The sequence below is a fragment of the Enterococcus sp. DIV1083b genome (assembly GCF_051713705.1).
Taxonomy (GTDB): Bacteria; Bacillota; Bacilli; order Lactobacillales; family Enterococcaceae; genus Enterococcus_D; species Enterococcus_D casseliflavus.
This window is the reverse complement of sequence record NZ_JBIOQJ010000001.1, coordinates 2,323,937-2,348,321: the sequence shown is the minus strand read 5'-3', so window position 1 is coordinate 2,348,321 and position 24,385 is coordinate 2,323,937. Positions and strand designations below refer to the sequence as shown.

General features: G+C 43.7%; 21 protein-coding genes and 1 other annotated feature. Of the genes, 17 read left to right on the top strand and 4 right to left on the bottom strand.

The window, feature by feature from the left end:
• Positions 1-27: 27 nt before the first annotated feature.
• The 7 genes from IGI69_RS10810 to argS all read left to right on the top strand — a co-directional run bounded on the left by IGI69_RS10810 (position 28) and on the right by argS (position 7,247).
• Positions 28-1,008: a LacI family DNA-binding transcriptional regulator gene (locus tag IGI69_RS10810; RefSeq protein WP_438740801.1), complete on the top strand. Its 981-nt coding sequence runs from the start codon at positions 28-30 to the stop codon at positions 1,006-1,008.
• Between the two features lie 265 nt (positions 1,009-1,273).
• On the top strand, positions 1,274-1,999 hold the full coding sequence (gene tsaB, locus IGI69_RS10805; RefSeq protein WP_074536777.1) for a tRNA (adenosine(37)-N6)-threonylcarbamoyltransferase complex dimerization subunit type 1 TsaB: 726 nt from the start codon (positions 1,274-1,276) through the stop codon (positions 1,997-1,999).
• A complete protein-coding gene (rimI, locus tag IGI69_RS10800) occupies positions 1,983-2,525 on the top strand; it encodes a ribosomal protein S18-alanine N-acetyltransferase (protein WP_005237007.1) in 543 nt (180 codons plus the stop codon). The genes tsaB and rimI (IGI69_RS10800) overlap by 17 nt, the downstream gene beginning before the upstream one ends.
• On the top strand, positions 2,518-2,991 hold the full coding sequence (rimI, locus tag IGI69_RS10795; RefSeq protein ID WP_438740799.1) for a ribosomal protein S18-alanine N-acetyltransferase: 474 nt from the start codon (positions 2,518-2,520) through the stop codon (positions 2,989-2,991). The genes rimI (IGI69_RS10800) and rimI (IGI69_RS10795) overlap by 8 nt, the downstream gene beginning before the upstream one ends.
• Positions 2,984-4,003: a tRNA (adenosine(37)-N6)-threonylcarbamoyltransferase complex transferase subunit TsaD gene (tsaD, locus tag IGI69_RS10790; RefSeq protein WP_438740797.1), complete on the top strand. Its 1,020-nt coding sequence runs from the start codon at positions 2,984-2,986 to the stop codon at positions 4,001-4,003. The genes rimI (IGI69_RS10795) and tsaD overlap by 8 nt, the downstream gene beginning before the upstream one ends.
• A gap of 137 nt (positions 4,004-4,140) precedes the next feature.
• On the top strand, positions 4,141-5,154 hold the full coding sequence (gene argF / locus IGI69_RS10785) for an ornithine carbamoyltransferase (RefSeq protein ID WP_438740795.1): 1,014 nt from the start codon (positions 4,141-4,143) through the stop codon (positions 5,152-5,154).
• 80 nt (positions 5,155-5,234) lie between these two features.
• Positions 5,235-5,428 (top strand) — a binding site (T-box leader).
• A 127-nt stretch (positions 5,429-5,555) separates the two neighbouring features.
• Positions 5,556-7,247, top strand: a complete 1,692-nt coding sequence (gene argS, locus IGI69_RS10780) for an arginine--tRNA ligase (protein WP_218212690.1) — start codon at positions 5,556-5,558, stop codon at positions 7,245-7,247.
• A 78-nt stretch (positions 7,248-7,325) separates the two neighbouring features.
• Here the strand turns inward: argS and IGI69_RS10775 are convergent, their stop codons facing one another.
• The gene (locus IGI69_RS10775) at positions 7,326-7,796 is read right to left on the bottom strand and encodes an arginine repressor (RefSeq protein ID WP_060792268.1); all 471 of its coding nucleotides are present in this window, start codon (positions 7,794-7,796) and stop codon (positions 7,326-7,328) included.
• 302 nt (positions 7,797-8,098) lie between these two features.
• Here IGI69_RS10775 and rpsB point away from each other — a divergent pair, with 302 nt between their 5' ends.
• From rpsB to IGI69_RS10730, 9 genes are all read left to right on the top strand, one after another.
• The gene (rpsB, locus tag IGI69_RS10770; protein ID WP_005229426.1) at positions 8,099-8,887 is read left to right on the top strand and encodes a 30S ribosomal protein S2; all 789 of its coding nucleotides are present in this window, start codon (positions 8,099-8,101) and stop codon (positions 8,885-8,887) included.
• 109 nt (positions 8,888-8,996) lie between these two features.
• Complete coding sequence (gene tsf / locus IGI69_RS10765) at positions 8,997-9,878, top strand: translation elongation factor Ts (RefSeq protein WP_005229432.1); 882 nt, start codon at positions 8,997-8,999, stop codon at positions 9,876-9,878.
• Positions 9,879-10,025: 147 nt separating this feature from the next.
• Entirely contained in the window at positions 10,026-10,748 is a 723-nt protein-coding gene (pyrH, locus tag IGI69_RS10760) for a UMP kinase (RefSeq protein ID WP_005229433.1), read from the top strand.
• 1 nt (position 10,749) lies between these two features.
• Entirely contained in the window at positions 10,750-11,307 is a 558-nt protein-coding gene (frr, locus tag IGI69_RS10755) for a ribosome recycling factor (protein WP_438740792.1), read from the top strand.
• A 191-nt stretch (positions 11,308-11,498) separates the two neighbouring features.
• Positions 11,499-12,299, top strand: a complete 801-nt coding sequence (locus tag IGI69_RS10750) for an isoprenyl transferase (RefSeq protein WP_010749317.1) — start codon at positions 11,499-11,501, stop codon at positions 12,297-12,299.
• Positions 12,296-13,102 carry a phosphatidate cytidylyltransferase gene (locus IGI69_RS10745; RefSeq protein WP_010749318.1) on the top strand — a complete coding sequence of 269 codons (807 nt, stop codon included), beginning with the start codon at positions 12,296-12,298 and terminating at the stop codon, positions 13,100-13,102. The genes IGI69_RS10750 and IGI69_RS10745 overlap by 4 nt, the downstream gene beginning before the upstream one ends.
• A 149-nt stretch (positions 13,103-13,251) precedes the next feature.
• Entirely contained in the window at positions 13,252-14,520 is a 1,269-nt protein-coding gene (rseP, locus tag IGI69_RS10740) for an RIP metalloprotease RseP (protein ID WP_221692951.1), read from the top strand.
• Between the two features lie 69 nt (positions 14,521-14,589).
• A complete protein-coding gene (locus tag IGI69_RS10735; RefSeq protein WP_005229438.1) occupies positions 14,590-16,299 on the top strand; it encodes a proline--tRNA ligase in 1,710 nt (569 codons plus the stop codon).
• 118 nt (positions 16,300-16,417) lie between these two features.
• The gene (locus tag IGI69_RS10730) at positions 16,418-20,767 is read left to right on the top strand and encodes a PolC-type DNA polymerase III (protein ID WP_086295594.1); all 4,350 of its coding nucleotides are present in this window, start codon (positions 16,418-16,420) and stop codon (positions 20,765-20,767) included.
• Positions 20,768-21,053: 286 nt separating this feature from the next.
• Here the strand turns inward: IGI69_RS10730 and IGI69_RS10725 are convergent, their stop codons facing one another.
• The 3 genes from IGI69_RS10725 to IGI69_RS10715 form a co-directional block, all read right to left on the bottom strand.
• Positions 21,054-21,995, bottom strand: a complete 942-nt coding sequence (locus IGI69_RS10725) for an AEC family transporter (RefSeq protein WP_005229444.1) — start codon at positions 21,993-21,995, stop codon at positions 21,054-21,056.
• 106 nt (positions 21,996-22,101) lie between these two features.
• The gene (gene yidC / locus IGI69_RS10720; RefSeq protein WP_010749323.1) at positions 22,102-23,031 is read right to left on the bottom strand and encodes a membrane protein insertase YidC; all 930 of its coding nucleotides are present in this window, start codon (positions 23,029-23,031) and stop codon (positions 22,102-22,104) included.
• Between the two features lie 124 nt (positions 23,032-23,155).
• On the bottom strand, positions 23,156-23,434 hold the full coding sequence (locus IGI69_RS10715; RefSeq protein WP_142968304.1) for an acylphosphatase: 279 nt from the start codon (positions 23,432-23,434) through the stop codon (positions 23,156-23,158).
• A 95-nt stretch (positions 23,435-23,529) separates the two neighbouring features.
• On the opposite strand from IGI69_RS10715, the gene IGI69_RS10710 reads away from it, so the two are divergent.
• Positions 23,530-24,291, top strand: a complete 762-nt coding sequence (locus tag IGI69_RS10710; protein ID WP_438740788.1) for a TrmH family RNA methyltransferase — start codon at positions 23,530-23,532, stop codon at positions 24,289-24,291.
• Positions 24,292-24,385: the final 94 nt, after the last annotated feature.

The following is a 24,385-nucleotide window of genomic DNA, read 5'->3' as shown; positions in this document are numbered from 1 at the left end:
TTCCCCGCAAAAAAAGGAGGCTGGAAGATGGCAACGATTAAAGATATTGCACAACAGGCTGGCGTCTCGCCAGCCACTGTATCACGGGTGCTGAATTACGATTCAGAATTATCGGTCAGTTCTGAAACCAAAGAGAAAATTTTTAAAGCCGCAGAAGCACTCAATTACACAAAACATAAAAAAAAGAGTCAGCCAGAAACCAGTAGTATGCGCTTGATCCAATGGTTTGATACCGAGGAAGAATTAGCGGATCTTTACTATTTAGCGATCCGTATCGGGATTGAAAACAAAACCGAAGAATTAGGGATTCGTTTGCTGAAAGAACCCTACGAAGGACTGACTGATACCGCAGTCGATGGAACGATTGCACTAGGGAAATTCGATGATCACCAGATTCGACAATTGAAAAAAAGCCAAGCCAATTTGTTGATGGTCGATTTTGACGCATTGGCTCAAGGCGTCAATTCCCTGGTGGTGGACTTTCAACAAGCGGTGGATTTAGTGATCGATGACTTTATTGCAAAAGGCCACCAAAGGATCGGCTTGTTATCAGGCGTTGAGTTTACCAAGGATCATCACCAAGAAATCGAAGACCCTCGGCGCCGAATTTTTGAGGAACGGCTCCGTCGGTTGAAGCTGCACCACCCACAATATCATCTCAGCGCACCGTTTACAGTAGAGGGCGGTTATGAGGCGATGAACGAGTATTTGCAGCAAAACAAAGAGTTGCCAAGTGCTTTATTTGCTTCCAGTGATGCCTTAGCGATTGGCGCTATGCGTGCTTTGCAAGAAAAAAACATCAAGATTCCTGAGGAGATCGCAATTATCGGCTTCAACGATGTCAGTGTTGCAAAGTACGTCTTTCCCACTCTGTCAACCATCAAAGTTCATACGGAATGGCTGGGGGAGCTGGCAGTGACGACCTTGCTGGATATCATTACGAATGCAGCCCCCGTTCCTCGCAAAGTTACAATCGCAACGGAACTGATCACGCGCCAATCCTCCTAGCAACCAGTTGAATCACCGAAGGATGTCGTTACACACGTCAACTGAGTTTTAATAGAATAACAAAAAAAATGACTATCGCCTTACCCGAACCTTTAAACAGCCTCGTCGGTTTGCAGCTGCAGCCGTGCTTGCTTTTTTCAAAGGTTCGGGTATTGTTGTCCTATTGCTTTTTTTCTAAACGCAGGCATCTTTTGGGAGACTTGGTTGGGCATTTGATTAGAATATGGTAGAATATGAGAGAGTTTTTTGAATGGGGAGAAGATAGATGAAAACATTAGCGATTGATACCTCAAACCAGACACTGGCGGTTGCGGTGGTCGATGGTCAAGAAGTGTTGGGACAAAGCCAGACGATGGCGATCAAAAACCACAGCACAGCATTGATGCCTGCCATTGATGGATTGATGCAAGCGGTGGGGATGGCACCTAAAGAGCTGGAACAAATCGTTGTTGCGAAAGGTCCTGGTTCGTATACGGGTTTGCGAATCGGCGTCACAACAGCAAAAACGCTGGCGCAAACATTGAACATCCCGCTGATTGGTGTTTCCAGTTTGAAAGCAGTCGCTGCCAATTGCGTGGGCGTATCTCAAGTGATCGTCCCGTTGTTTGACGCTCGCCGTCAAAATGTCTACACAGGTGCCTACCAATGGCATAATGGGACCTTACAAACAAGGATCAAAGACCAGCATATCTCACTGTCTGAGTTATTGGCCCAGCTAAAAGCAGTCGATGGTCAAGAAGTGCTATTTGTCGGCGCCGATACCATCAAATTTAAAGACATGATCGAGGCGGAACTGCCGACAGCCCATATCAATCAAGTGTCGTTATGGAATTACCCGAATGGCGTTGTTTTAGCTGCTATTGCGAAAGAAGAAGCGCCGGTAGCTTCGATCCATGATTTTGTACCAGACTATTTAAAATTAGTTGAAGCCGAAGAAAAATGGTTAGCCTCGCATGAACCGGGAGTGGATGCCTATGTTGAAAAAATTTAAAACGATGACGGGAAAGCTGGCTCTTTTCCGTCAGATTCAATACCCAGAGCGTAAAAAAGAGATACGAGGGGAAACGTACGTTGTTCGTGAATTAGTCGGAGATGACATTAAAGAGCTGCTGCAGGTGGAGCGTCTCGTGTATGCGGGGGAACTACCTTGGACCAAGAGCGCCTTTTTGTCAGAGCTTTATTCACGGGTCAAACATCTTTATTTGGGCATCTTGCATAATGAGCGGATGATTGGGTTTATCGGGGTGCGGATTTTAGGCGCTGATGCCCATATCACCAATATCGCGATCATTCCTGATTATCAAGGAAAAGGGATCGGGTCTTTCTTGCTAGGAGAAATCGAACGTTATGCAAGGAAAAACAAATGCGACCGTTTGACGTTAGAAGTGCGCCTGGGCAATCGTGATGCGCAACGTTTGTATCGGACCCTCGGGTTTGTTTCACAGGCGATCAAAACGGCGTACTACACCGAAGGCAATGAAGACGCATTGGATATGGTGAAATTTTTAAATGACTAACGAACAAGCAGATCAAACGATCCCGACACCGCAAATGCTCTGGTCATTGGCAGATCAGAGCTATCCCTTTGGCTCGCCTTGGAATGTGCAGCAATTTCAACAAGATTTGCAAAACAGCAACAGTCGCTATTTGTTCCGTTATGGAAAAACCAATCAAGAGCTAATTGGGTTTCTCTGTTATCAGCAAGTGCTGGATGAAGCAGAGTTGTTTAATGTAGCGGTTTTACCAGCGTATCAAGGTCGTGGTTTGGCGAAAGATTTGTTGAAGCAAATGGAATCGCTCGTGGAACAAACCGATGGTCGGCGCATCTATCTTGAAGTGCGTGTGTCGAATTTGCAAGCACAAGCTCTTTATTTACGTATGGGCTATACAGTCATCGGTCGTAGAAAAAAATATTACAGTCATCCAGAAGAGGATGCGTTGATTATGGAAAAGAAAGTAGGCGGACAAAAATCAAATGAATGAATTGATTTTAGCCATTGAAAGCAGTTGTGATGAAACCAGTGTGGCAGTGATTAAAAACGGCGACACCATTTTAAGTAACATTGTTGCTTCGCAGATCAAGAGCCACCAGCGCTTCGGCGGTGTCGTACCAGAAGTCGCTAGTCGTCACCATGTCGAACAGATTACTTTATGTATCGAAGAAGCATTGACACAGGCCGACACCCAACCTGAAGAGTTGTCAGCTGTTGCTGTTACCTATGGTCCAGGGTTGGTTGGGGCACTGTTGATTGGGCTTTCTGCAGCAAAAGCCTTTGCCTGGGCCCACAGCTTACCGCTGATTCCGGTCAATCACATGGCAGGACATATTTATGCAGCTCGCCTAGTGAAGCCATTGGTTTTTCCTTTAATGGCATTATTGGTCAGCGGTGGCCATACCGAATTGGTGTATATGGCAGAAGATGGCTCTTTTGAGATCATCGGTGAAACGAGAGATGATGCCGCTGGTGAAGCCTATGACAAAGTCGGTCGTGTTCTGGGGTTGCCTTATCCTAGTGGGAAAGAAATTGATCGCCTTGCGCATCTAGGCAGTGATACGTATCACTTTCCTCGAGCAATGATACAAGAAGATAATTTTGATTTTAGTTTCAGCGGCTTAAAGAGTTCCTTTATCAATTTTGTGCATAATGCACAGCAAAGAGGGGAAGCTTTGTCAGTAGAAAATCTAGCAGCTAGTTTCCAAGCCAGCGTTGTCGAAGTATTGGTTCACAAAACGTTGCGGGCATGCCAAGCCTATCCTGTAAACCAGCTGATCGTTGCTGGGGGAGTCGCGGCGAATCAAGGCTTGCGTGACGCTTTACAAAAAGCGATGCAGGAATTGCCGGAAGTGGAATTGTTGATTCCACCGTTGCGTCTTTGCGGAGATAATGCGGCCATGATTGGTGCCTATGCCCATGTTGCGTTGAAAAAGCAGCGCTTAGCAGATCTTTCATTGAATGCTGATCCAAGTGTCAGCTTTGCCCATACGATTTCTTAAGATGATTGCACCTAAGATCCGTTCTTAGGTGTATTTTTTTAGTTTCTTTATGAGCAAACAGAAGATTTTGTTGTATTTTATTTCATTATTTGATATTATCATGTATAATTATTAGTTAATTGGAGGGCGGGTATGCAATGACATCGGTTTTTAAAGGACGCAGTTTTTTAGCAGAAAAGGATTTTACAAAAGAAGAACTACAATATTTGATTGATTTTTCCCAGCACTTGAAAGGGATGAAGGCCAACAATCAACCACATCGCTACTTAGAAGGAAAAAATATTGCACTTCTGTTTGAAAAGAATTCGACACGGACGCGAGCAGCCTTTACGGTTGCAGCGGTGGATCTGGGGGCACATCCGGAATTTTTAGGGGCCAATGATATTCAGTTGGGGTCTAAAGAATCTGTTGAAGATACCGCCAAAGTATTCGGCCGCATGTTCGACGGGATCGAGTTTCGCGGCTTTAGTCAACAGGTTGTCGAAGATCTGGCCAGCTATTCAGGCGTACCTGTTTGGAATGGCTTAACGGATGAATGGCATCCAACGCAAATGATTGCTGACTTTTTAACCATTCAAGAAAACTTCGGTGAGTTGACTGGCTTGACCATCGCATACTGTGGGGATGGGCGCAACAATGTCGCTAATTCTTTATTAGTGACCAGTGCGATTTTAGGGGTCAATATTCATGTCGTCACTCCGCAGGCCTTGCAGCCAGAAGCAACCATCATCGCACAGGCACAAGCCTATGCCAAGGAATCTGGGGCAAAGATTTTGGTGACTGATGATGTGGATCAAGGTGTTCTAGGCGCCGATGTCGTGTATACCGATGTTTGGGTATCAATGGGTGAAGAAGAAAAATTCCAAGAACGGATCGAACAGCTGCTGCCGTATCAAGTCAACCAATCGTTGATGAAAAAAACCCAAAACGATCAAGTGATTTTTATGCATTGTTTGCCAGCATTTCATGATGATCAGACCACGTATGGCAAAAAAGCAGCGCAGGCGTATGGAATTTCTGAGATGGAAGTCACTGATGAGGTCTTTCGTAGCAAGTATGCCCGTCAATTTGATCAAGCCGAAAATCGTTTGCACTCAATCAAAGCGATCATGGCAGTGACTGCTGGAGATCTATTTATTCCTAAAGTATAAAATAATTTTTTTTTGAAAATGCCAAAATCTCGCTAGCCAAACAAACATTTCTTTGCTATACTTTCTGGGAAGTAAATAGCCTTGATTTGATGAAACAAGAGAAGTAGCGATTCGAGTATCAGTTAGCGAGTTCGGGGTGGTGGAAGCCGAATTGATCAGATTGTGAAACGCACTTGTGAGAATTTGCCAAGCAAACGGAATTCTGCCGTTATCAGAAAAAAGTAGGTCCGAAAAGGACAATCAGAGTGGTACCGCGGGAAATCTCGTCTCTAGTGCATGTTATGCGCTAGAGGCTTTTTTGTTTTTATCAATCATTTCTTGCATGAAAAACATACAACTGTTTGCTTGCTTCAAACAACGTTTCATCAAAAAATGGGTTCAGTCATTATAGGAGGGATACTATGAATAACAAAGAAATCGTCGCACAAGCGATCCATCAAGTAGTAAAAGAAGATCTATCGATCGAACAAGTTCAGCAATTACTGGAAAATCCAAAGTCAGCCGACCATGGGGATGTGGCATTCCCAGCCTTCTCGCTAGCAAAAGTCTATCGGAAAGCGCCGCAGCAAATTGCCGCAGACTTAGCAGAAAAAATCGATCAAGCGTCTTTTGAAAAAATTGAAGTGGTCGGTCCATATTTAAACTTCTTTATGGATAAAAAAGTAATCTCTGCCCACGTCTTAGAGATGGTTCTCAAAGAAAAAAATCATTTTGGCGATCAAACCATCGGCAATCAGCAAGCAGTACCCATCGATATGTCTTCACCCAATATTGCCAAACCCATCTCAATGGGGCATTTGCGTTCCACTGTGATCGGTAACTCGATCGGCTTTATTTTAGAAAAAATCGGTTACCAGCCAATTCGCATCAACCATTTAGGCGACTGGGGCACACAATTTGGGAAATTGATCGTGGCCTATAAAAAATGGGGGTCAGAAGAAGCGGTCAAAGCGGAACCAATCAACGAACTGTTGCGTTTGTATGTTGATTTTCATGAAGCTGCCGAGACAGATAAACAATTAGAAGATGATGCGAGAGCTTGGTTCAAGAAACTAGAAGATGGTGACCAAGAAGCAATGGATTTATGGCAATGGTTCCGTGATGAATCATTAAAAGAATTCAATAAAATCTATGATATGTTGGAAGTTTCCTTTGATTCATTGAATGGCGAAGCTTTCTATAATGATAAAATGACAGAAGTCGTGGAATTATTAGAGGAAAAACACTTGCTGAAAGAAGACCAAGGGGCAGAAATCGTTGATTTGGCTGCGTATGACTTAAATCCAGCCTTGATCCGCAAATCCGATGGTGCGACCCTTTACATCACCCGGGACATGGCTGCTGCATTGTACCGCAAACGGACCTACAATTTTGCTAAATCATTGTACGTGGTAGGAAATGAGCAAAGTTATCACTTCAAGCAATTAAAAGCTGTTTTGAAGGAAATGGGCTTTGAGTGGGCAGATGATATGACCCACGTACCATTTGGATTGATCACCAAAGATGGGAAAAAATTATCTACGAGAAAAGGGAAGATCGTTCTTTTAGAAGAAGTATTGAATGAAGCGATCGATTCAGCGAAAGAACAAATCACTGAAAAGAACCCAACCCTTGAAAACAAAGAAGAAGTTGCAAAACAAGTCGGTGTCGGGGCAGTCGTTTTCCACGACTTGAAAAATGACCGTTTGAATAATTTCGACTTTACGCTAGAAGAAGTTGTCCGTTTTGAAGGAGAGACCGGACCCTATGTGCAATATTCTCATGCCCGTGCCATGAGCATTCTTGAAAAAGCCGACTTTGATCCTGCTGCTGTCAGCAGTTTGTCATTGGCAGATACTGAGAGCTGGGAAGTCATCAAATTGATTCAGCGCTACCCAGAAACCGTGCTGCAAGCAGCAGAAAAATATGAACCATCCGTCATTGCTAAACATGCCATCAAATTGGCACAGGCCTTTAATAAGTATTACGCCAATGTGAAAATCTTGGCTGAAGATGCGGAAAAAGACGCACGTCTGGCTCTAGTTTATGCAGTAACGACCTTATTAAAAGAAGATTTACGGTTGCTTGGTTTACATGCACCCGACAAAATGTAACAAAAAAAGCTGTGTCCTTGTTTCGACAAGGACACAGCTTTTTTGTAGTAAAAATACAGATAGGTCATGTTCGGTGTCTTATAAGACCGCGTGGTTTCTGATAAATTGATAAAAAATTTCGGCATCTTCGTCGCTGCGGGAAATCACCGCTACTGTATCAAAGCCCGCCAACGAGCAAACTTTTTCTGGCATAGTCACTTCATCGATCGCAGCCGAAAGCAAAGGCGCATTGTCCGCAACGGTATGGATCAACGTCATAAATTGCACACGATCTACTTTAGTGACAACGTCTTCGATCATTTGTATCAAACGCTGCTCTTCTTCTTTTTCATCTTCTGACGATTGCATTCCTTGAAAAATGACAAACTTCGTCTGACCAGTTTCATCGGGCACTTTCACGATTTTCAAATCACGAATATCGCGAGAGATGGTCGCTTGCGTGGCGGAGACGCCTTGGGCTTCCAATTGCTGCAATAATTCTTCTTGCGTGCGTACAGTATGTTCAGTAATGATTTGTCTAATAAGTAAATGGCGATCAGCTTTTCGCATAGGTAAACTCCTTTAAGCATGATTGATTAAGTCAGCCTTATCATAGCAGATAAAGCCGAAAAAACCTAGATATAATAAGAAAAGAATTAGAACGTTAAAAAAAAGCTGGACCACGAATCGTAGTTTTTCATTTGAATCAGTTGCATTTCTTTTTTAGCTACTGTATACTGTTTAAGGCGTGAGTTTTTCACGTCAATCCCACATCTTGTTCCATCTGCGAAGCGGTGCTGATCGATTCAGTTCTTCAAGGAGTAAAAGAGCAAGAGAGGAAAACAAAAAAACCAAATTGGAGGAAACACAACATGGCAGTAATCTCAATGAAACAATTACTAGAAGCCGGCGTACACTTTGGTCACCAAACTCGTCGCTGGAACCCAAAAATGAAGAAATATATCTTCACAGAAAGAAACGGCATCTACATCATTGATTTGCAAAAAACAGTGAAATTAGTAGACGCAGCTTACGACTACATGAAAAATGTTGCTGAAGAAGGCGGCGTTGCATTGTTCGTAGGTACTAAAAAACAAGCACAAGAAGCAATCAAAGAAGAAGCAATCCGTTCAGGTCAATACTATGTTAACCATCGTTGGTTAGGTGGAACTTTGACAAACTGGGAAACAATCCAAAAACGTGTTGCTCGTTTGAAACAAATCAACAAAATGGAAGAAGATGGCACATTTGCTGTTCTTCCTAAAAAAGAAGTCGTTGGCTTGAACAAAGAGCGCGAACGTCTTGAAAAATTCTTAGGCGGTATCGCTGATATGCCAAGAATTCCAGATGTAATGTACGTTGTTGACCCACGTAAAGAACGTATCGCGATCCAAGAAGCACGCAAATTAAATATCCCGATCGTAGCGATGGTCGATACAAACTGTGATCCAGACGAAATCGATGTTGTTATCCCATCAAATGATGACGCTATTCGTGCCGTTAAATTGATCACTGCGAAAATGGCAGATGCTTTCATCGAAGGTAACCAAGGCGAAGACCAAGTAGCAGAAGAAGATTTTGCTGCTGAATCAACAGAAAACGCAACTTCAATCGAAGAAATCGTTGATGTTGTCGAAGGCGACAACGCATCAGCTGAATAATAAATGATGGAGCTGTTTCAAAGGCTAGGCGCCAAGCCTCACTCTCCTTTGAAACAGCTTTTTTTAAAGACAAGCAATCTTGTTTAAAAACATTTAGGAGGAAAAAAAAATGGCAGAAGTAACAGCTAAATTAGTAAAAGAATTACGCGATATGACTGGTGTAGGAATGATGGACGCAAAACGTGCATTAGTTGAAGTAGAAGGCGACATCGAAAAAGCCGTAGACTTGTTACGTGAAAAAGGTATGGCAAAAGCTGCGAAGAAAAACGACCGTATTGCTGCTGAAGGTTTAGCATCTGTAGCGATCAACGGCAACACAGCAGCAATCGTTGAAGTGAACTCAGAAACTGACTTCGTTTCTAAAAACGAAATGTTCCAAGACTTAGTAAAAGAAATCGCTGAAGTAATCGCAGCGAACAAACCAGCTGATATGGATGCTGCTTTAAAATTAGAAACTTCTAAAGGCACAATGGATGCTGCGTTGATCGAAGCAACACAAGTAATCGGAGAAAAAATCAGCTTCCGTCGTTTTGAAGTTGTTGAAAAAGATGACAATGCTGCTTTCGGCGGTTACCTACACATGGGCGGACGTATTGCTGTACTGACTGTTCTTGAAGGAACAACTGACGAATCAGTTGCGAAAGATGTTGCAATGCACGTTGCAGCGATCAACCCTCGCTACGTGAACGAAGCACAAATCTCTCAAGAAGAATTGGATCATGAAAAACAAGTCTTGACAGAACAAGCATTGAACGAAGGCAAACCAGCGAACATCGTTGAAAAAATGGTTGAAGGACGCTTGAAGAAATTTAAAGCAGAAATCGCTTTGGTTGACCAACCATTCGTTAAAGACCCAGATATGACAGTTGAAAAATATGTTGCATCAAAAGGCGCAACTGTGAAATCTTTTGTCCGCTTTGAAGTCGGCGAAGGTATCGAAAAACGCGAAGACAACTTCGTTGAAGAAGTAATGAGCCAAGTGAAAAAATAATTCTGTTCCTCGAACAGATGGGAACGCATGGAAGTGCGCTCCCTTTTTTTAAGCAAAAACGGTTTTTGAAGAAATAGTGTAGATAATTTTCAACGAAAGAGCACCAATATGCTACAATAGTATTGGAGAATGTACGGAGGAATCATGATGGGCAAACCAAAATATCAACGTGTTGTATTAAAATTAAGTGGTGAAGCATTAGCGGGTGACGAAGGCTTTGGGATCAAACCACCGACGATCCAAGAGATCGTTAAAGAGATCAAGGAAGTCCACGAATTAGGCGTACAGATGGCGATCGTGGTCGGCGGCGGAAACATTTGGCGTGGACAAATCGGCGCGCAAATGGGGATGGAAAGAGCACAGGCTGATTACATGGGCATGTTAGCGACTGTGATGAATGCTTTAGCATTACAAGACACGCTAGAAAATGCTGGTGTACCAACGCGTGTCCAAACTTCGATCGAAATGCGTCAAATCGCAGAGCCTTATATTCGTCGCAGAGCAGAACGTCACTTAGAAAAAGGGCGGGTCGTCATTTTTGCAGGCGGAACCGGAAACCCTTATTTCTCAACTGATACGACCGCAGCCTTACGGGCAGCTGAAATCAACGCTGATGTCATTTTGATGGCGAAAAACAATGTTGATGGCGTCTACTCAGCAGATCCTAAAACGGACCAAAGTGCTGTGAAATTTGAAGAATTGACCCATTTAGAAGTCATTTCTAAAGGATTGCAAGTAATGGATTCAACCGCAAGTTCATTAAGTATGGACAACGATATTCCATTAGTCGTATTCAACTTGAATGAGCATGGAAACATTCGCCGCGCCATTTTAGGTGAACATATTGGAACGACAGTAAGGGGGAAATAACATGGCTGACAAAATTTTAACAGAAGCAAAAGACAAAATGAAAAAAGCAGCAGAAAACTTGCAGCGGGAATTAGGACAAATCCGTGCTGGCCGCGCGAACGCGAGCATCTTAGACCGCGTAATGGTTACTTACTATGGTGTACCAACACCCTTGAACCAAATGGCTTCAATTACGATTCCAGAAGCAAGAATTTTGATGATCACACCTTTTGACAAAACAATGATCCAAGAAGTAGAAAAAGCCATCATGCAAAGTGATATTGGTATCACGCCTGCCAATGACGGAACAGTCATTCGTTTGGTGATTCCTCAATTAACGGAAGAACGTCGTAAAGAATTAGCCAAAGACGTGAAAAAAGAAGCTGAAAATGCGAAAATCGCGGTCCGTAACATTCGCCGTGATGCGATGGAAGCTTACAAGAAACAAGAAAAAGCTGGCGATATTACAGAAGATGATTTGCGTGAATCTGAAAAAGAAGTGCAAACTGCTACAGATAACAGCATCAAAGAAATCGATACGATCGCAGCTGAAAAAGAGCAAGAGCTACTTGAGGTTTAAAAGGAATGACGAAGAGTCGCTTCAGCGGCTCTTTTTTTATGGTCGAAAGTGCCGTATGTACTTGAATATCACGACTGTTTTTTTGTTTTTTCTTAATATGGAAATCTTTTCTTGGTTTTCATAGGCAAGAAATCTGATTATTGTTATAATGTAAAAGATGAATTTCAAGAATTGGAAGAGGAGCGAATACGATGCTGCGTTTTTTTCCACAAAAAGACAAATATATCAAAGAAGCGGCTGAACATGAATTTGATCCATCACTGCCGATTCCCCAACACATCGCGATCATTATGGATGGCAATGGCAGATGGGCGCAAAACCGGCGCTTGCCAAGAGTAGCTGGTCACAAAGAAGGCATGGAGACGGTAAAAAAGATCACGAAACATGCTTCACACCTTGGTGTGAAAGTATTGACTCTTTATGCGTTTTCAACAGAGAATTGGAAACGGCCAAACGAAGAAGTGGACTTTTTGATGCAACTGCCCGTCGACTTTTTCGACACGTTTGTTCCTGAGCTGATCAAAGAAAATGTTCAAGTCAAAGTGATGGGGTTCACGGAATCTTTACCCGCGCATACACAAGAAGCGGTCAAGCGAGCGATTGACCAAACCAAAGATAATACCGGGATGATCTTGAATTTTGCTTTAAATTACGGCAGCCGCGCAGAAATTTTGACTGCGGTCCAAGCCCTTTATGAAGAGCTTGCAGCTTCGGAGGAAGCCCTGCCCAAGCTCACGGAAGACATGCTGGCGACACATTTGATGACTGGTTTTTTGCCAAACGCGTTACGTGATCCTGAATTGGTGATTCGCACGAGTGGCGAAGAACGTATCAGCAACTTCTTGTTATGGCAGATTGCTTACAGCGAATTATTCTTTACGAAAGCGCTCTGGCCTGATTTCGATGCTGCTTTACTAGAAGATGCGATCGGGAGCTTTCAACAACGAAACCGGCGTTTTGGCGGTTTGAAAACGAAGGAGGAAGAAGAGTGAGACAACGTGTAATCACTGCGGTCGTCGCATTAGCCTTTTTCCTGCCAATTATTTACGTTGGCGGCATTGCCGTCGAATTGCTGGCAGCAGCGATGGCAGGGATTGGTGTTTATGAATTATTTCGGATGAAAGGACTAGCTGTTTTCAGTTTTGAAGGAATTCTTTCAATCATCGGTGCGGTGATTTTAGTTTTACCTCAAGAACGCTGGTTTTTCTTTTTGCCAGAGGGCACAGATAAAAGTGCCTTGTATTATGTAATCGTCCTTTTATTACTAGGGATCGCGGTTATTTCTAAAAATACGTATACTATCGATGAAGCTGGTTTTCCAGTGATCGTCAGCTTATATACGGGTGTCGGTTTTGAACGTTTCTTGACGGCACGTTCAGCAACAGATGGCTTAGTCGTTTTAGTTTTCGGTCTGTTTATCGTGTGGGCAACAGATATTGGGGCTTACATGGTGGGACGGCGTTACGGTCAACGAAAATTATGGCCAGAGATTTCCCCTAATAAAACGATCGAAGGGGCCTTAGGCGGGATTGCTGCTGCGGTGGTCGTAGCCGGTTTGTATCTGCTAGCATTTCCAGGGAAAGATTATTTTGGACATGGTAGTGCCATCATGATCTTATTGACGGTTCTCTTTTCGATCGCTGGTCAATTCGGGGATTTAGTGGAATCGGCAATCAAACGTCATTATGGCGTGAAGGATTCAGGCAATCTTTTGCCAGGACATGGCGGGATCTTGGATCGCTTCGATAGCATGCTGTTTGTGTTTCCAATCATGTATTTATTCGGTGTTTTTTAGAAATTATTTAGAAGTGCAGGCTTGGCTTGCGCTTCTTTTTTTAAATTCTTGTTACAACGGGAATGTGAGTTCCTCAACGGGAATCGGTGTGATAAAATAAGGAAAGGCTGCCCTGAATGAGAGGGATGCTGTGAAAGAGAGGAACGAGCATGAAAACGATACTTGTATTTATCATTATCTTTTCCGTAGTGGTAGTGATTCACGAGTTTGGACACTACTTCTTTGCAAAACGGGCAGGTATTTTAGTAAGAGAGTTTGCCATCGGTATGGGGCCTAAATTGTTCGCGCATCAAGCGAAAGATGGGACGACCTACACGATTCGGATGCTGCCATTAGGCGGGTATGTCCAAATGGCGGGCTGGGGTGAAGATGAAACAGAATTAACACCAGGTATGCCAGTCTCCTTGGTTCAAGATGCAACTGGCAAAGTTATCAAAATCAATACGAGCAAAAAGATCCAATTGCCGCAAGCGATCCCTATGGAAGTGACCGACTTTGACTTGGAGGAGAAGTTGACGATCACAGGGTTCATCAACGGCAATGAACAAGAAGCGATGACGTACGCTGTGGATCATGACGCAACGATCATTCATGAAGATGGCGTTGAAGTTCGGATCGCACCAAAAGACGTTCAATTTCAGTCCGCAAAGCTTTGGCAGCGAATGTTGACGAATTTTGCCGGACCGATGAACAACTTTATTTTATCATTGGTCTTATTCACTGGGTTGGTGTTTGCACAAGGTGGTGTTGCGAATCAAGATGCAACCATCGTGACAGGAATCGAAGCAGGAACACCGGCAGCTGAAGCAGGGCTGCAAAATGGCGATGAAATCTTAGCTGTCGAAGGCGTCGATGTTTCCAACTGGTCAGAATTAACGACTGAGATCCAAAAGTACCCAGATACTCAGATTGCTCTAGCAGTCAAACGAGGATCAGAAACACTTGATTTGACGGCAACTCCTGCGAGTCAAGAATCAGGGGAGACCACGATTGGTTTCTTAGGGATCACCTCTTCCTTAAAAACTGGGATCGGAGATATCTTACTGGGTGGCTTGCAAACGACCATTGACAATTCACTGGTGATTTTTAGAGCAGTCGGCAACTTGATTGCCCAACCAGATATCAATAAATTAGGTGGACCGGTAGCGATTTTCCAACTGTCTTCTCAAGCTGCATCGCAAGGGGTAACAACGGTGATCGCGATGATGGCGATGATTTCTATCAACTTGGGGATCTTTAATTTATTACCAATTCCTGGATTGGATGGCGGTAAGCTGGTTTTAAATATTTTAGAAGGTTTGCGAGGCAAGCCAATCAGCCAAGAAAAAGAAGGCATCATTACTCTGATTGGGTTTGGGTTTTTGATGCTACTGATGGTTCTCGTTACCTGGAATGATATCCAACGTTTCTTCTTTTAAAAATAAGACGCACAAGCAAATCAATTGTTGATCGGGTGAACATGATTTTTTGTAGCAAAGGAGAAAAAAATGAAACAGTCAAAATGTTTGATTCCGACATTGCGGGAAACCCCCAGCGATGCGGAGACGTTAAGTCATCAACTGTTAGTTAGGGCAGGGTATATTCGACAAGTGGCGGCAGGCATTTATGTTTACTTGCCGCTAGCACAAAGGGTGTTAGAAAAGATCAAGCGGGTCATCCGTGAAGAATTGGCACAAATCGATGCCGTAGAGATGGCGATGCCTTCTTTGCTTCCGTATGAGCCATGGAAGGAGTCAGGACGTGCCTCATTGTATGGTGAATCCTTGTATCGATTAACAGATCGAAACGAACGAGAGATCGTTTTAGGACCTACTCATGAAGAGCCGTTTACGACATTGATCAAAAACGAGATCACGTCTTATAAACGGCTGCCATTGAGCTTGTATCAGATCCAAACGAAATATCGGGACGAACAGCGGCCGCGCTTTGGATTGATTCGCAGCCGCGAATTTATCATGCAAGATGGCTATTCCTTTCATGCCGATGAAGCCAGCTTAGATCAAACCTATAATCGTTACGAAATGGCTTATCATGCAATATTGAAACGCTGTGGGATCGAGTATCGGGCAGTGGTCGGGGACAATGGCTTGATGGGTGGCAGAGATTCGAAAGAATTTTTGGCATTGTCGGGGATCGGCGAAGAGCTGATCTGCTACTCGACCGAAAGCGATTATGTCGCCAATTGGAAATTAGCAACCAGTCAATACATCGCCAAAAAATCTCACGAGACCTATTTAGAATTACAAAAAGTCGTTCAGGATGAGCCTTTAACGTTAGAGGAGCTGGCGCAGGCATACGAAACAGACTTGCAAAAAATCGTTCAAGTATCTTTATTACTCGTTGACGAGCAAGTCATTATGGTGTTATTACGAGGCGATCACAGCCTCAATGAAACAAAGGTCAAGCATTACTTAGCCGCTGATCAAGTGAAGGTGCTGACTGTTGAGGAAGCGGAGTCTTATCTGACGAGTGAGACGCAGCTGCGCAGTCCCATTGCGCTTGCTGATTCGATCCAGTTGTACGCCGATCAGCATGTCCAAGATATGGCGAATCTGATCGTTCCAGCGGCAGAAAAACAAAGCTATTATCTCAATGCGAATGTGGGGCGTGATTTTCAACCATTAGCCTTTGCCGATTTTCGCTTGGTTCAAGAAGGTGATCCTTCCCCAGATGGAAAAGGAACCTTAACCTTTACGCGAGGAATCGAAGTTGGCCATATCTTCAAGTTAGGAACCAAGTACAGTGAGGCGCAAGAAGCGACGGTTGTCGATGAAAACGGCGATGAGCAACCAATCATCATGGGCTGTTATGGGCTGGGGGTTTCTCGGCTGCTTTCAACGATCGTCGAACAATACGGCAATGAATTTGGGATCGATTGGCCCCAAGAAATTGCCCCATTTGATGTGCATATCATTCAAACGTCGATTGAAGATAGCTATCAAAATGCCTTAAGTGAAGAAGTAGAAGAAATGATGAACCAAGTCGGCTATCAAGTGCTGGTAGATGACCGCAATGAACGTGCAGGGGTCAAATTTGCAGATGCCGATTTGATTGGCTGTCCGATTCGCTTGACTATCGGTAAAAAAGCCGTAGAAGGCATCGTAGAGATCAAAATCAAGCATACTGGTGCGACCGTTGAAGTGAGAAAAGAAGAAGTCGCTTCGACCCTGACGATTTTGTTAGCCAATCAGGAATAAACAGGAACGAACAAGAATGAATAGCAGATCGAGAGAGGAAATCCTTTCTCGATTTTTTAATGAAAATGAGGGCAAAAAGAGGTATACTAGTGAGTACTGAGAAAAGGAGGATCTTCAATTGTCAAAAGAAAGAGAGACCTTTGAGATATTATTAGACCAAATTGCAGCTGCCCCAAATCTTCGGCAGCATCCGTTGATGCAGACTGCCCAAATCAAACAAGTGACCGTGCATCGACAATCAAAAGCGTGGACGTTTTATTTCCAATTTGAACGTTTATTACCGGTGATGGTGTATCAGTCCTTTAAACAACATATTGAATTGGCGTTTAAAGAGATTGCGGAAGTTCGTATCATCATTGAAGCTCAAGATGGTTCCTTTGATGAGCAATTCATTCAAGAATATTGGCCATTAGCGTTAGCCAATCAAAATTGTGATCGACCATTGGTTCATCAAGTGATCAAAAACCAAATGCCTGTGCTGCAAGAGAACAAAGTGATTTTGCCAGTCAACAATGATGCGGTCATCACGATTTTGCAGCAGCAGTACTTGCCGATCATTGAGGAAAATTATAGTACCTTCGGCTTTCAAAAATTTCGGATCTTGCCGCAGCTAGACCAAGAGCAAGCGGAGGCGGCCTTAAAAGAACTTGAAGCACGCAAGGAAGAGCAAACAGCAGCGTTCCAACAACAAGCTGCTGAGAACTTAATGGCGCACGAGCAACGCAAAAAAGAAGTCAAAACAGTCGAATTTGACGGACCAATCGCCTTGGGACGTAATATTCCTGCCGATGAACCTGTGACACCGATGATCAATATCATCGAGGAAGAACGCCGAGTTACGATCCAAGGGTATGTCTTTGATAAAGAAGTCCGCGAATTGCGTTCAAAACGGAAGATTTTGATCTTGAAAATCACCGACTATACGTCATCGTTTAGTGTGAAAAAATTCTCCAACAATGAAAAAGATGAACAAGTTTTTGATGCCATCGCCAAAGGTAGTTGGGTCAAAGTACGCGGTAGCGTCCAAGAAGATACCTTCATGCGAGATCTCGTTATGAATGCGCAAGATTTGCTGGAAGTCAAACACGAAGCCCGCAAAGACTATGCACCTGAAGGCGAGAAACGGGTCGAACTCCACCTGCATTCCAATATGAGTACGATGGATGCCACCAACAACGTGGCGGATTTTGTCGCTCAAGCAGGCAAATGGGGCCATAAGGCGATTGCGATCACCGATCATGGTGGAGCGCAAGGGTTCCCTGATGCCCATCATGCAGGAGAAAAGGCTGGTGTTAAAATTCTTTACGGTGTGGAAGCCAATATCGTGGATGACGGCGTAGCGGTTGCCTACAATCCTCAGCCTGTTCCACTGACCGATGCTACTTATATCGTGTTTGACGTGGAGACCACTGGGTTGTCTGCAGTATACGACACCATCATTGAGTTGGCTGCTGTGCGGATGCATAAAGGCAACGTGGAGGCATCCTTTGATGAATTTATCGATCCAGGTCATCCCTTATCGCGAACGACCGTAGAACTGACGGGAATCACCGATGAAATGGTTCGCGGGTCAAAATCAGAAGAAGAAGTCTTACGTTTGTTCCGTGAGTTTTCTGAAGGAGCCATTTTAGTTGCCCACAATGCGTCATTTGATATGGGCTTCTTAAATACTAGTTATCGAAAATACGGTATTCCAGAAGCGGAAAATCCCGTCATTGATACATTGGAACTCGCTCGTTATTTGTATCCAGAGTTTAAGCGATTCGGTTTAGGTGTCCTTTCCAAAAAATTCGGTGTCAGCTTAGAACAACATCACCGAGCGATCTACGATGCGGAGGCAACCGGTCATTTAGCATGGATCTTTGTCAAAGAAGCAATGGAAAAACATGAGATGTTGCTGCACGAAGAGTTGAACCGACACGTGGGGGGCGAGAACTCCTACAAAGCAGCTCGACCTTTCCATGCCACGATCTTGGCTCGAACACAGGCAGGATTGAAGAATTTATTCAAGCTGATCTCGATGTCGAATGTGAAGTACTTCCATGATAAAGTCCCACGAATCCCACGTTCAGAATTGGTGAAATTGCGGGAAGGATTGTTAGTCGGAACCGCCTGTGATAAAGGAGAAGTCTTTGTCGCAATGATGCAAAAAGGGGTCGATGCAGCACGAGAACTTGCCAAGTTTTATGACTACATCGAAGTCATGCCCAAAGCAGTTTATGCCCATCTTTTGGAAACGGAACTCGTGAAAAGTGAAAAAGACCTAGAAGACATCATTCGGAATCTGGTAAAAATGGGGGAAGAGTTAGGGAAAATCGTTGTGGCTACTGGGAATGCCCATTACCTAAACGAAGAAGACGCCATTTATCGCAAGGTCTTGATCAATTCAATGGGAGGCGCCAATCCGTTGAATCGTCATAGCCTACCAGACGTGCACTTCCGTACTACGGATGAGATGCTGACTGCTTTTCAATTTTTAGGTCCGGAAGCGGCGAAAGAAATCGTGGTGACGAACCCGAATAAAATCGCCGATCTTTGTGAAAAAGTCATTCCGGTAAAAGATGATCTGTATACACCAAAGATTCCCGGATCAGAACAAGAGATCACCGACTTAAGTTACAACCGTGCCAAAGAGTTATACGGCGATCCATTACCAGAGATCGTGGAAAAACGTTTGAAAAAAGAGCTTGATTCGATCATTGGGAACGGCTTTTCCGTGATCTATTTGATCTCACAAAAACTCGTTCATAAAAGCAATGAAGACGGCTATCTAGTAGGGTCACGGGGATCAGTCGGTTCTAGTTTCGTGGCAACCATGACGGGGATCACTGAGGTCAATCCATTAGCTCCTCATTATTATTGTCCCGATTGCCAGTATTCGGAGTTTTACGAAGACGGTTCGTATGGTTCTGGTTATGATATGCCAGAGAAAAAATGTCCAAAATGCGGCACCCGTCTGAACAAAGATGGCCACGATATTCCCTTTGAAACGTTCCTTGGTTTCCACGGCGATAAAGTACCCGATATCGATTTGAACTTCTCAGGGGAATATCAGCCAGAAGCCCATAACTATACGAAAGTACTCTTCGGTGAAGAATACGTCTATCGTGCAGGAACGATCGGTACCGTAGCCGATAAAACAGCCTTTGGTTTCGTAAAAGGCTTTGAGCGCGATCATAATCTTCATTATCGAGCAGCCGAAGTCGATCGCCTGGCAAAAGGTGCCACAGGCGTCAAACGGACGACTGGTCAGCACCCGGGGGGGATTATCGTTATTCCCGACTATATGGATGTTTATGATTTCACCCCGATCCAATACCCAGCGGATGATCAAAATGCGGAGTGGAAAACGACCCACTTTGATTTCCATTCGATTCATGACAATATCTTGAAACTGGATATCCTCGGACACGATGATCCGACAGTCATTCGGATGCTGCAGGATCTATCAGGCATCGATCCAAAAACGATCCCCACCGATGATCCAGAAGTGATGCGTATTTTTGGCGGCACGGATGTGTTAGGTGTGACCGAAGAGCAGATCTATTCGAAAACCGGTACATTAGGCATCCCGGAATTTGGTACCCGATTTGTGCGAGGGATGCTGGATCAAACCCATCCATCGACCTTTGCTGAACTCTTGCAGATCTCTGGTCTTTCCCATGGTACCGATGTATGGTTGGGCAATGCGGAAGAATTGATCCGTCGCGGAGATGCCAGCCTAGCGGAAGTAATCGGCTGTCGGGATGATATCATGGTGTATTTGATCCACGCCGGTTTAGATGACGGGATGGCCTTTAAAATCATGGAGACGGTCCGTAAAGGACAATGGAACAAGATCCCTGACGACTTGCGAGATACTTACTTGCAAGCGATGCGGGAGAACAATGTCCCAGAATGGTATATCGATTCTTGTTCGAAGATCAAGTACATGTTCCCGAAAGCCCATGCGGCGGCGTATGTCTTGATGGCGTTGCGGGTGGCTTACTTTAAAGTGTACTTCCCAATTCTCTATTACTGTGCTTATTTCTCTGTCCGAGCAGACGACTTTGATTTGATTGCCATGTCAAAAGGAAAAGACGCCGTAAAAGAACGGATGCAAGAAATCAATGACAAAGGAATGGATGCATCAACGAAAGAAAAAAATCTGTTGACGGTTCTCGAATTAGCCAATGAAATGCTGGAGCGCGGCTATGAATTCGGGATGATCGATCTGTATAAATCCGATGCAGAAAATTTCGTGATCGATGGGAAAAAATTGATCGCACCGTTCCGAGCAGTACCGAGTTTAGGGCTGAACGTAGCGAAACAAATCGTGGAAGCACGAAAAGATGGTCCCTTCTTATCGAAAGAAGACCTCGCCAATCGCGGGAAAGTTTCTAAGACATTGATTGAATACATGACGGACAACGGTGTTCTAAAAGATCTACCAGATGAAAATCAGTTGTCGTTGTTCGATATGTTGTAAGCCAACGGCTGTTCACTTAAAAAAATAAGCCCATCATCGCAGCATCTAGTATAGCTAGTTTCTGCATGATGGGCTTTTTTGTCTTGTTTATGAAGGTAACCTAAGCAGTCACAATCTGGCGAAAATCAGAAAAATCGTGATCTATAGTGACAAATCATAAGGGGAGTTGCCGTTCGGACAGCGAATCAAAAAAAACATTACCATACAAAGAGAAGAAAAATACTCGTTACCGAAAGAAGCGAATGCCTTTGGTAACGAGTATTTTTCGACAAAGTTCGTTAACTAGCTAAAAAAAGAAAAAAAGCAAAACAGGCAGATACACCATGTACAGTAAGACGGAATAGCCTAGACATGAAGTTGCAAATTCTTCATCCCCTTGGTAGTTTCGTACAAGGATCGGGACAGAGTTTTGGACGGGCATAGAGGCTTGAATAATAAACACAGAAAGCATCAATTCAGGAACAGGGATGATTCTGCTTAATAGCCATACAACGAGAGGCGAAAGAACGAAGCGACCAAACAGGACACCAGCAATGTCTTTGGTCATTCGCAAGTTCTTGAGCCCGCCAAAGTACACGATGATCCCGATAATAAACATTGATAGAGGCGTCGTTAAATCTGCTAGGTAGCTTCCAAGCCCATCAACAAAGGATGGCAGTGGGAATGTGAACAGCATCCAGATCAAGCCGATAATGAAACCAATCAAGGCTGGCGAAAAAATCTTTTTTAGCATGACCAATGGATGAAAGGAAATGCGGGCTTCGCCGAAATCGGGGTTATCTTTTGCTAACTCAAAAATACCGATGGTCCAAAATAATGTCGTATTTACGATGTAGTACAACAATACATAGGGAACGGCTTTTTCACCAAAAATGGCTAAATTGATCGGTAAGCCGATGAAAATCGTATTGGAAAAGGTAAACATGGCGGAAAATGCCCCTTGGTGTTTGGTTTCAACTTGCGCGAAACGGCGCCATAAATAACCGGCGAAGTAAGTGATCATCATGGAAAGCAAAGGGATGATCATCCCGGAAACTAATGAGAGAAACTCGTCTTTCGTAAAGTTTTTAATGATCGTCAAAAACATATTGGCGGGTAATGAGACATTTAACACCAGTTTTGAAAACGTGTCGGCGGTTCGATTAGAAAACCATTGTTTGTAAGACAACCAATAACCGATAAACATGAGACTGAAAATGACAAAAATATTGATATATGCTTGAAACATGCGCTCACCTCTCATTTACTATAGCGAAAGGCAATAGAAGAAGCAACTGATTCCCATTTGAAAACAACAAAAAACCAAACCGCCCAATGAGCGATTTGGTCAAGAATTACTTCCGTTGCTGCTTGCCAGCGTTACGACCTTTTCCGTTAGGCTTTGTCGTGTTCAACGCTTTTTTGACAGCTTCTGTTTTTTCAGGCGTTACGTCTTTACGAGGCGTAACTACCGTTTTAGGCGGATTTGCTTTCATTTCCGCTTCGACTTGGGCACGAATTTTTGGTTTCATGATGACATTCGTGATAAACGTTTGGATACAACTGAAGACCCCACCAACTACCCAGTAAAGTGTCACACCAGCTGGTGCACTCATGGACATGAAAACGATCATCAATGGAGAAACGATCAACATGGTTTTCATCGTTTTTTTCTGTTCCTCAGGAATCCCGATGGTTGAGATATATCCTTGTGCCAAGTAGGAAAGACCAGCAATCGCCACAAAGAGGATGCTGGGGTCGCCTAATGATACGCCAAAGAATTCAGAGTTTTGGATTCCTTGTGTGTAACGAGCGGTGAAATAAAGAGCAGAGAAGATCGGCATCTGAATCAGCAAAGGGAGACATCCGATACCGCCAAACATACTGACGTTGTTTTCAGAGTAAATTTTTTGCATCTCCGCTTGCGCTTGCATTTGTTCTTCCCGAGTGGTTGCTTTTTTCAAATTGGCTTGTGCAATATCCACTTGAGGTTTCAGAAACTGCATTTTTTCACTTTGAACCATCGTTTTTCGAGACTGATGGATCCCTAATGGTAAGATAATGACACGGACAACGATCGTTACGGCGATGATCGCCCAGCCGTAAGACCAGTTGAAGTTTTCTACGAGCATCGTGATCATATCCCCTAATGGTTTCACCAAAAAGCGATAAATCATTCCTGTTTCTTTCGGCGTACCATCAGCATTGGTACTGACACAGCCTGATAATGCTAATAACAGGCCAAATAATCCTGATGAAAGCAGCCATTTATTCATTTTAGACATTCTATTCTTCCTCTTCACAATAAATTTAGACAAAAATAACTATACTAAAAAAGACCGACTATTTCAATGTACAAAGAGAAATTCATTGAAAAATCAATCTTTCGACTTAGAAAACATTCAATTGTTAATAGTACACTACATCAAAACTCCGACGCTCTTTGATAGCATCGTCTGGTTGGACGTCGATCTGATTTACTTTCCCAGCGGGTGAAGGAGAATCCTTAACCCCAGCAACAAAGGCATCGATGGCTTTGTCATCGCCAATTGCTTCAATCGAAACAGAACCATCCGCTTCGTTTTTTACAGATCCGGTGACGCCCAACTGATCGGCAAGCATTTTTGTGGTATAACGAAAGCCGACGCCTTGGACACGTCCTTGCACATGGATTCGTAGTTTCTTCATGGACAATCCCTCCTCTGCTTTATATGATAGCGTTTTTTCAGTAAAAGAACAAGTTAGATCGATTGACTCATGCTATAATGAATCGAGGTGACAAGATGAAAGAAATTCAATCGAAAAAAAATACCTTTATCAAGGAAATCAAAAAACTAACACAAAAAAAACATCGGACACAAACCAATAGCTATTTGATTGATGGCTGGCATTTGGTGCAAGAAGCATTGCATGCACAAGTACCCATCAAAGCATTGTTGGTGACCCCGCGAGGGTTAAGTGAAGCCAACGGGCAACTCGATGATTATCAGGAAGAAAGCTATTTGATCACAGAGGAGATCGCAGCGATGCTTTCTGATTTGCCAACACCACAAGGGATTTTTGCCGTGGTGGAAAAGCAAGAACAAGACTTACAGACACTGACGGGCAATTGGCTGATTTTAGATAATGTGCAAGATCCTGGAAACGTTGGCACCATGATTCGAACAGCGGATGCCGCTGGATTCAGCGGGGTTTTTCTCGGCGAAGGAACAGCCGATCTCTACAGCACCAAAGTCTTGCGCAGCATGCAAGGTAGCAACTATCATCTGCCGATCGTAGAAGGAGCGATCCCGCCATTTTTGAAGCAGCTGCAGGCAGCTGGTGTGGCGATTTATGGTACCGAGTTAAACAAAGAAACAGTCCCTTATACCGAGCTTCCTAAAGGACAAGCGGCTGCCTTCATTTTAGGCAACGAGGGGCAAGGGGTCAATCAGGAACTGTTGGCATTGACCGATAAAAATCTATATATTCCTATCTATGGTCAGGCGGAATCATTGAACGTCGCCATTGCGGCAGGTATTTTGATGTATTTTGCTGTCAGCTAGATTTTTAAGGAACTGTTAAACTATTTGAATCTATTGCACCTCACCTAGAAACTTGCAGGAATAGGTGCTATACTTTGTCTTGTAACAATCAAGC

Excerpts from the sequence above, each read along its gene's own strand:
- IGI69_RS10810 (WP_438740801.1), top strand. The coding sequence starts at position 28 with ATGGCAACGATTAAAGATATTGCACAACAGGCTGGCGTCTCGCCAGCC.
- tsaB (WP_074536777.1), top strand. The coding sequence starts at position 1,274 with ATGAAAACATTAGCGATTGATACCTCAAACCAGACACTGGCGGTTGCG.
- rimI (WP_005237007.1), top strand. The coding sequence starts at position 1,983 with ATGTTGAAAAAATTTAAAACGATGACGGGAAAGCTGGCTCTTTTCCGT.
- rimI (WP_438740799.1), top strand. The coding sequence starts at position 2,518 with ATGACTAACGAACAAGCAGATCAAACGATCCCGACACCGCAAATGCTC.
- tsaD (WP_438740797.1), top strand. The coding sequence starts at position 2,984 with ATGAATGAATTGATTTTAGCCATTGAAAGCAGTTGTGATGAAACCAGT.
- argF (WP_438740795.1), top strand. The coding sequence starts at position 4,141 with ATGACATCGGTTTTTAAAGGACGCAGTTTTTTAGCAGAAAAGGATTTT.
- argS (WP_218212690.1), top strand. The coding sequence starts at position 5,556 with ATGAATAACAAAGAAATCGTCGCACAAGCGATCCATCAAGTAGTAAAA.
- IGI69_RS10775 (WP_060792268.1), bottom strand. The coding sequence starts at position 7,796 with ATGCGAAAAGCTGATCGCCATTTACTTATTAGACAAATCATTACTGAA.
- rpsB (WP_005229426.1), top strand. The coding sequence starts at position 8,099 with ATGGCAGTAATCTCAATGAAACAATTACTAGAAGCCGGCGTACACTTT.
- tsf (WP_005229432.1), top strand. The coding sequence starts at position 8,997 with ATGGCAGAAGTAACAGCTAAATTAGTAAAAGAATTACGCGATATGACT.
- pyrH (WP_005229433.1), top strand. The coding sequence starts at position 10,026 with ATGGGCAAACCAAAATATCAACGTGTTGTATTAAAATTAAGTGGTGAA.
- frr (WP_438740792.1), top strand. The coding sequence starts at position 10,750 with ATGGCTGACAAAATTTTAACAGAAGCAAAAGACAAAATGAAAAAAGCA.
- IGI69_RS10750 (WP_010749317.1), top strand. The coding sequence starts at position 11,499 with ATGCTGCGTTTTTTTCCACAAAAAGACAAATATATCAAAGAAGCGGCT.
- rseP (WP_221692951.1), top strand. The coding sequence starts at position 13,252 with ATGAAAACGATACTTGTATTTATCATTATCTTTTCCGTAGTGGTAGTG.
- IGI69_RS10735 (WP_005229438.1), top strand. The coding sequence starts at position 14,590 with ATGAAACAGTCAAAATGTTTGATTCCGACATTGCGGGAAACCCCCAGC.
- IGI69_RS10725 (WP_005229444.1), bottom strand. The coding sequence starts at position 21,995 with ATGTTTCAAGCATATATCAATATTTTTGTCATTTTCAGTCTCATGTTT.
- yidC (WP_010749323.1), bottom strand. The coding sequence starts at position 23,031 with ATGTCTAAAATGAATAAATGGCTGCTTTCATCAGGATTATTTGGCCTG.
- IGI69_RS10715 (WP_142968304.1), bottom strand. The coding sequence starts at position 23,434 with ATGAAGAAACTACGAATCCATGTGCAAGGACGTGTCCAAGGCGTCGGC.
- IGI69_RS10710 (WP_438740788.1), top strand. The coding sequence starts at position 23,530 with ATGAAAGAAATTCAATCGAAAAAAAATACCTTTATCAAGGAAATCAAA.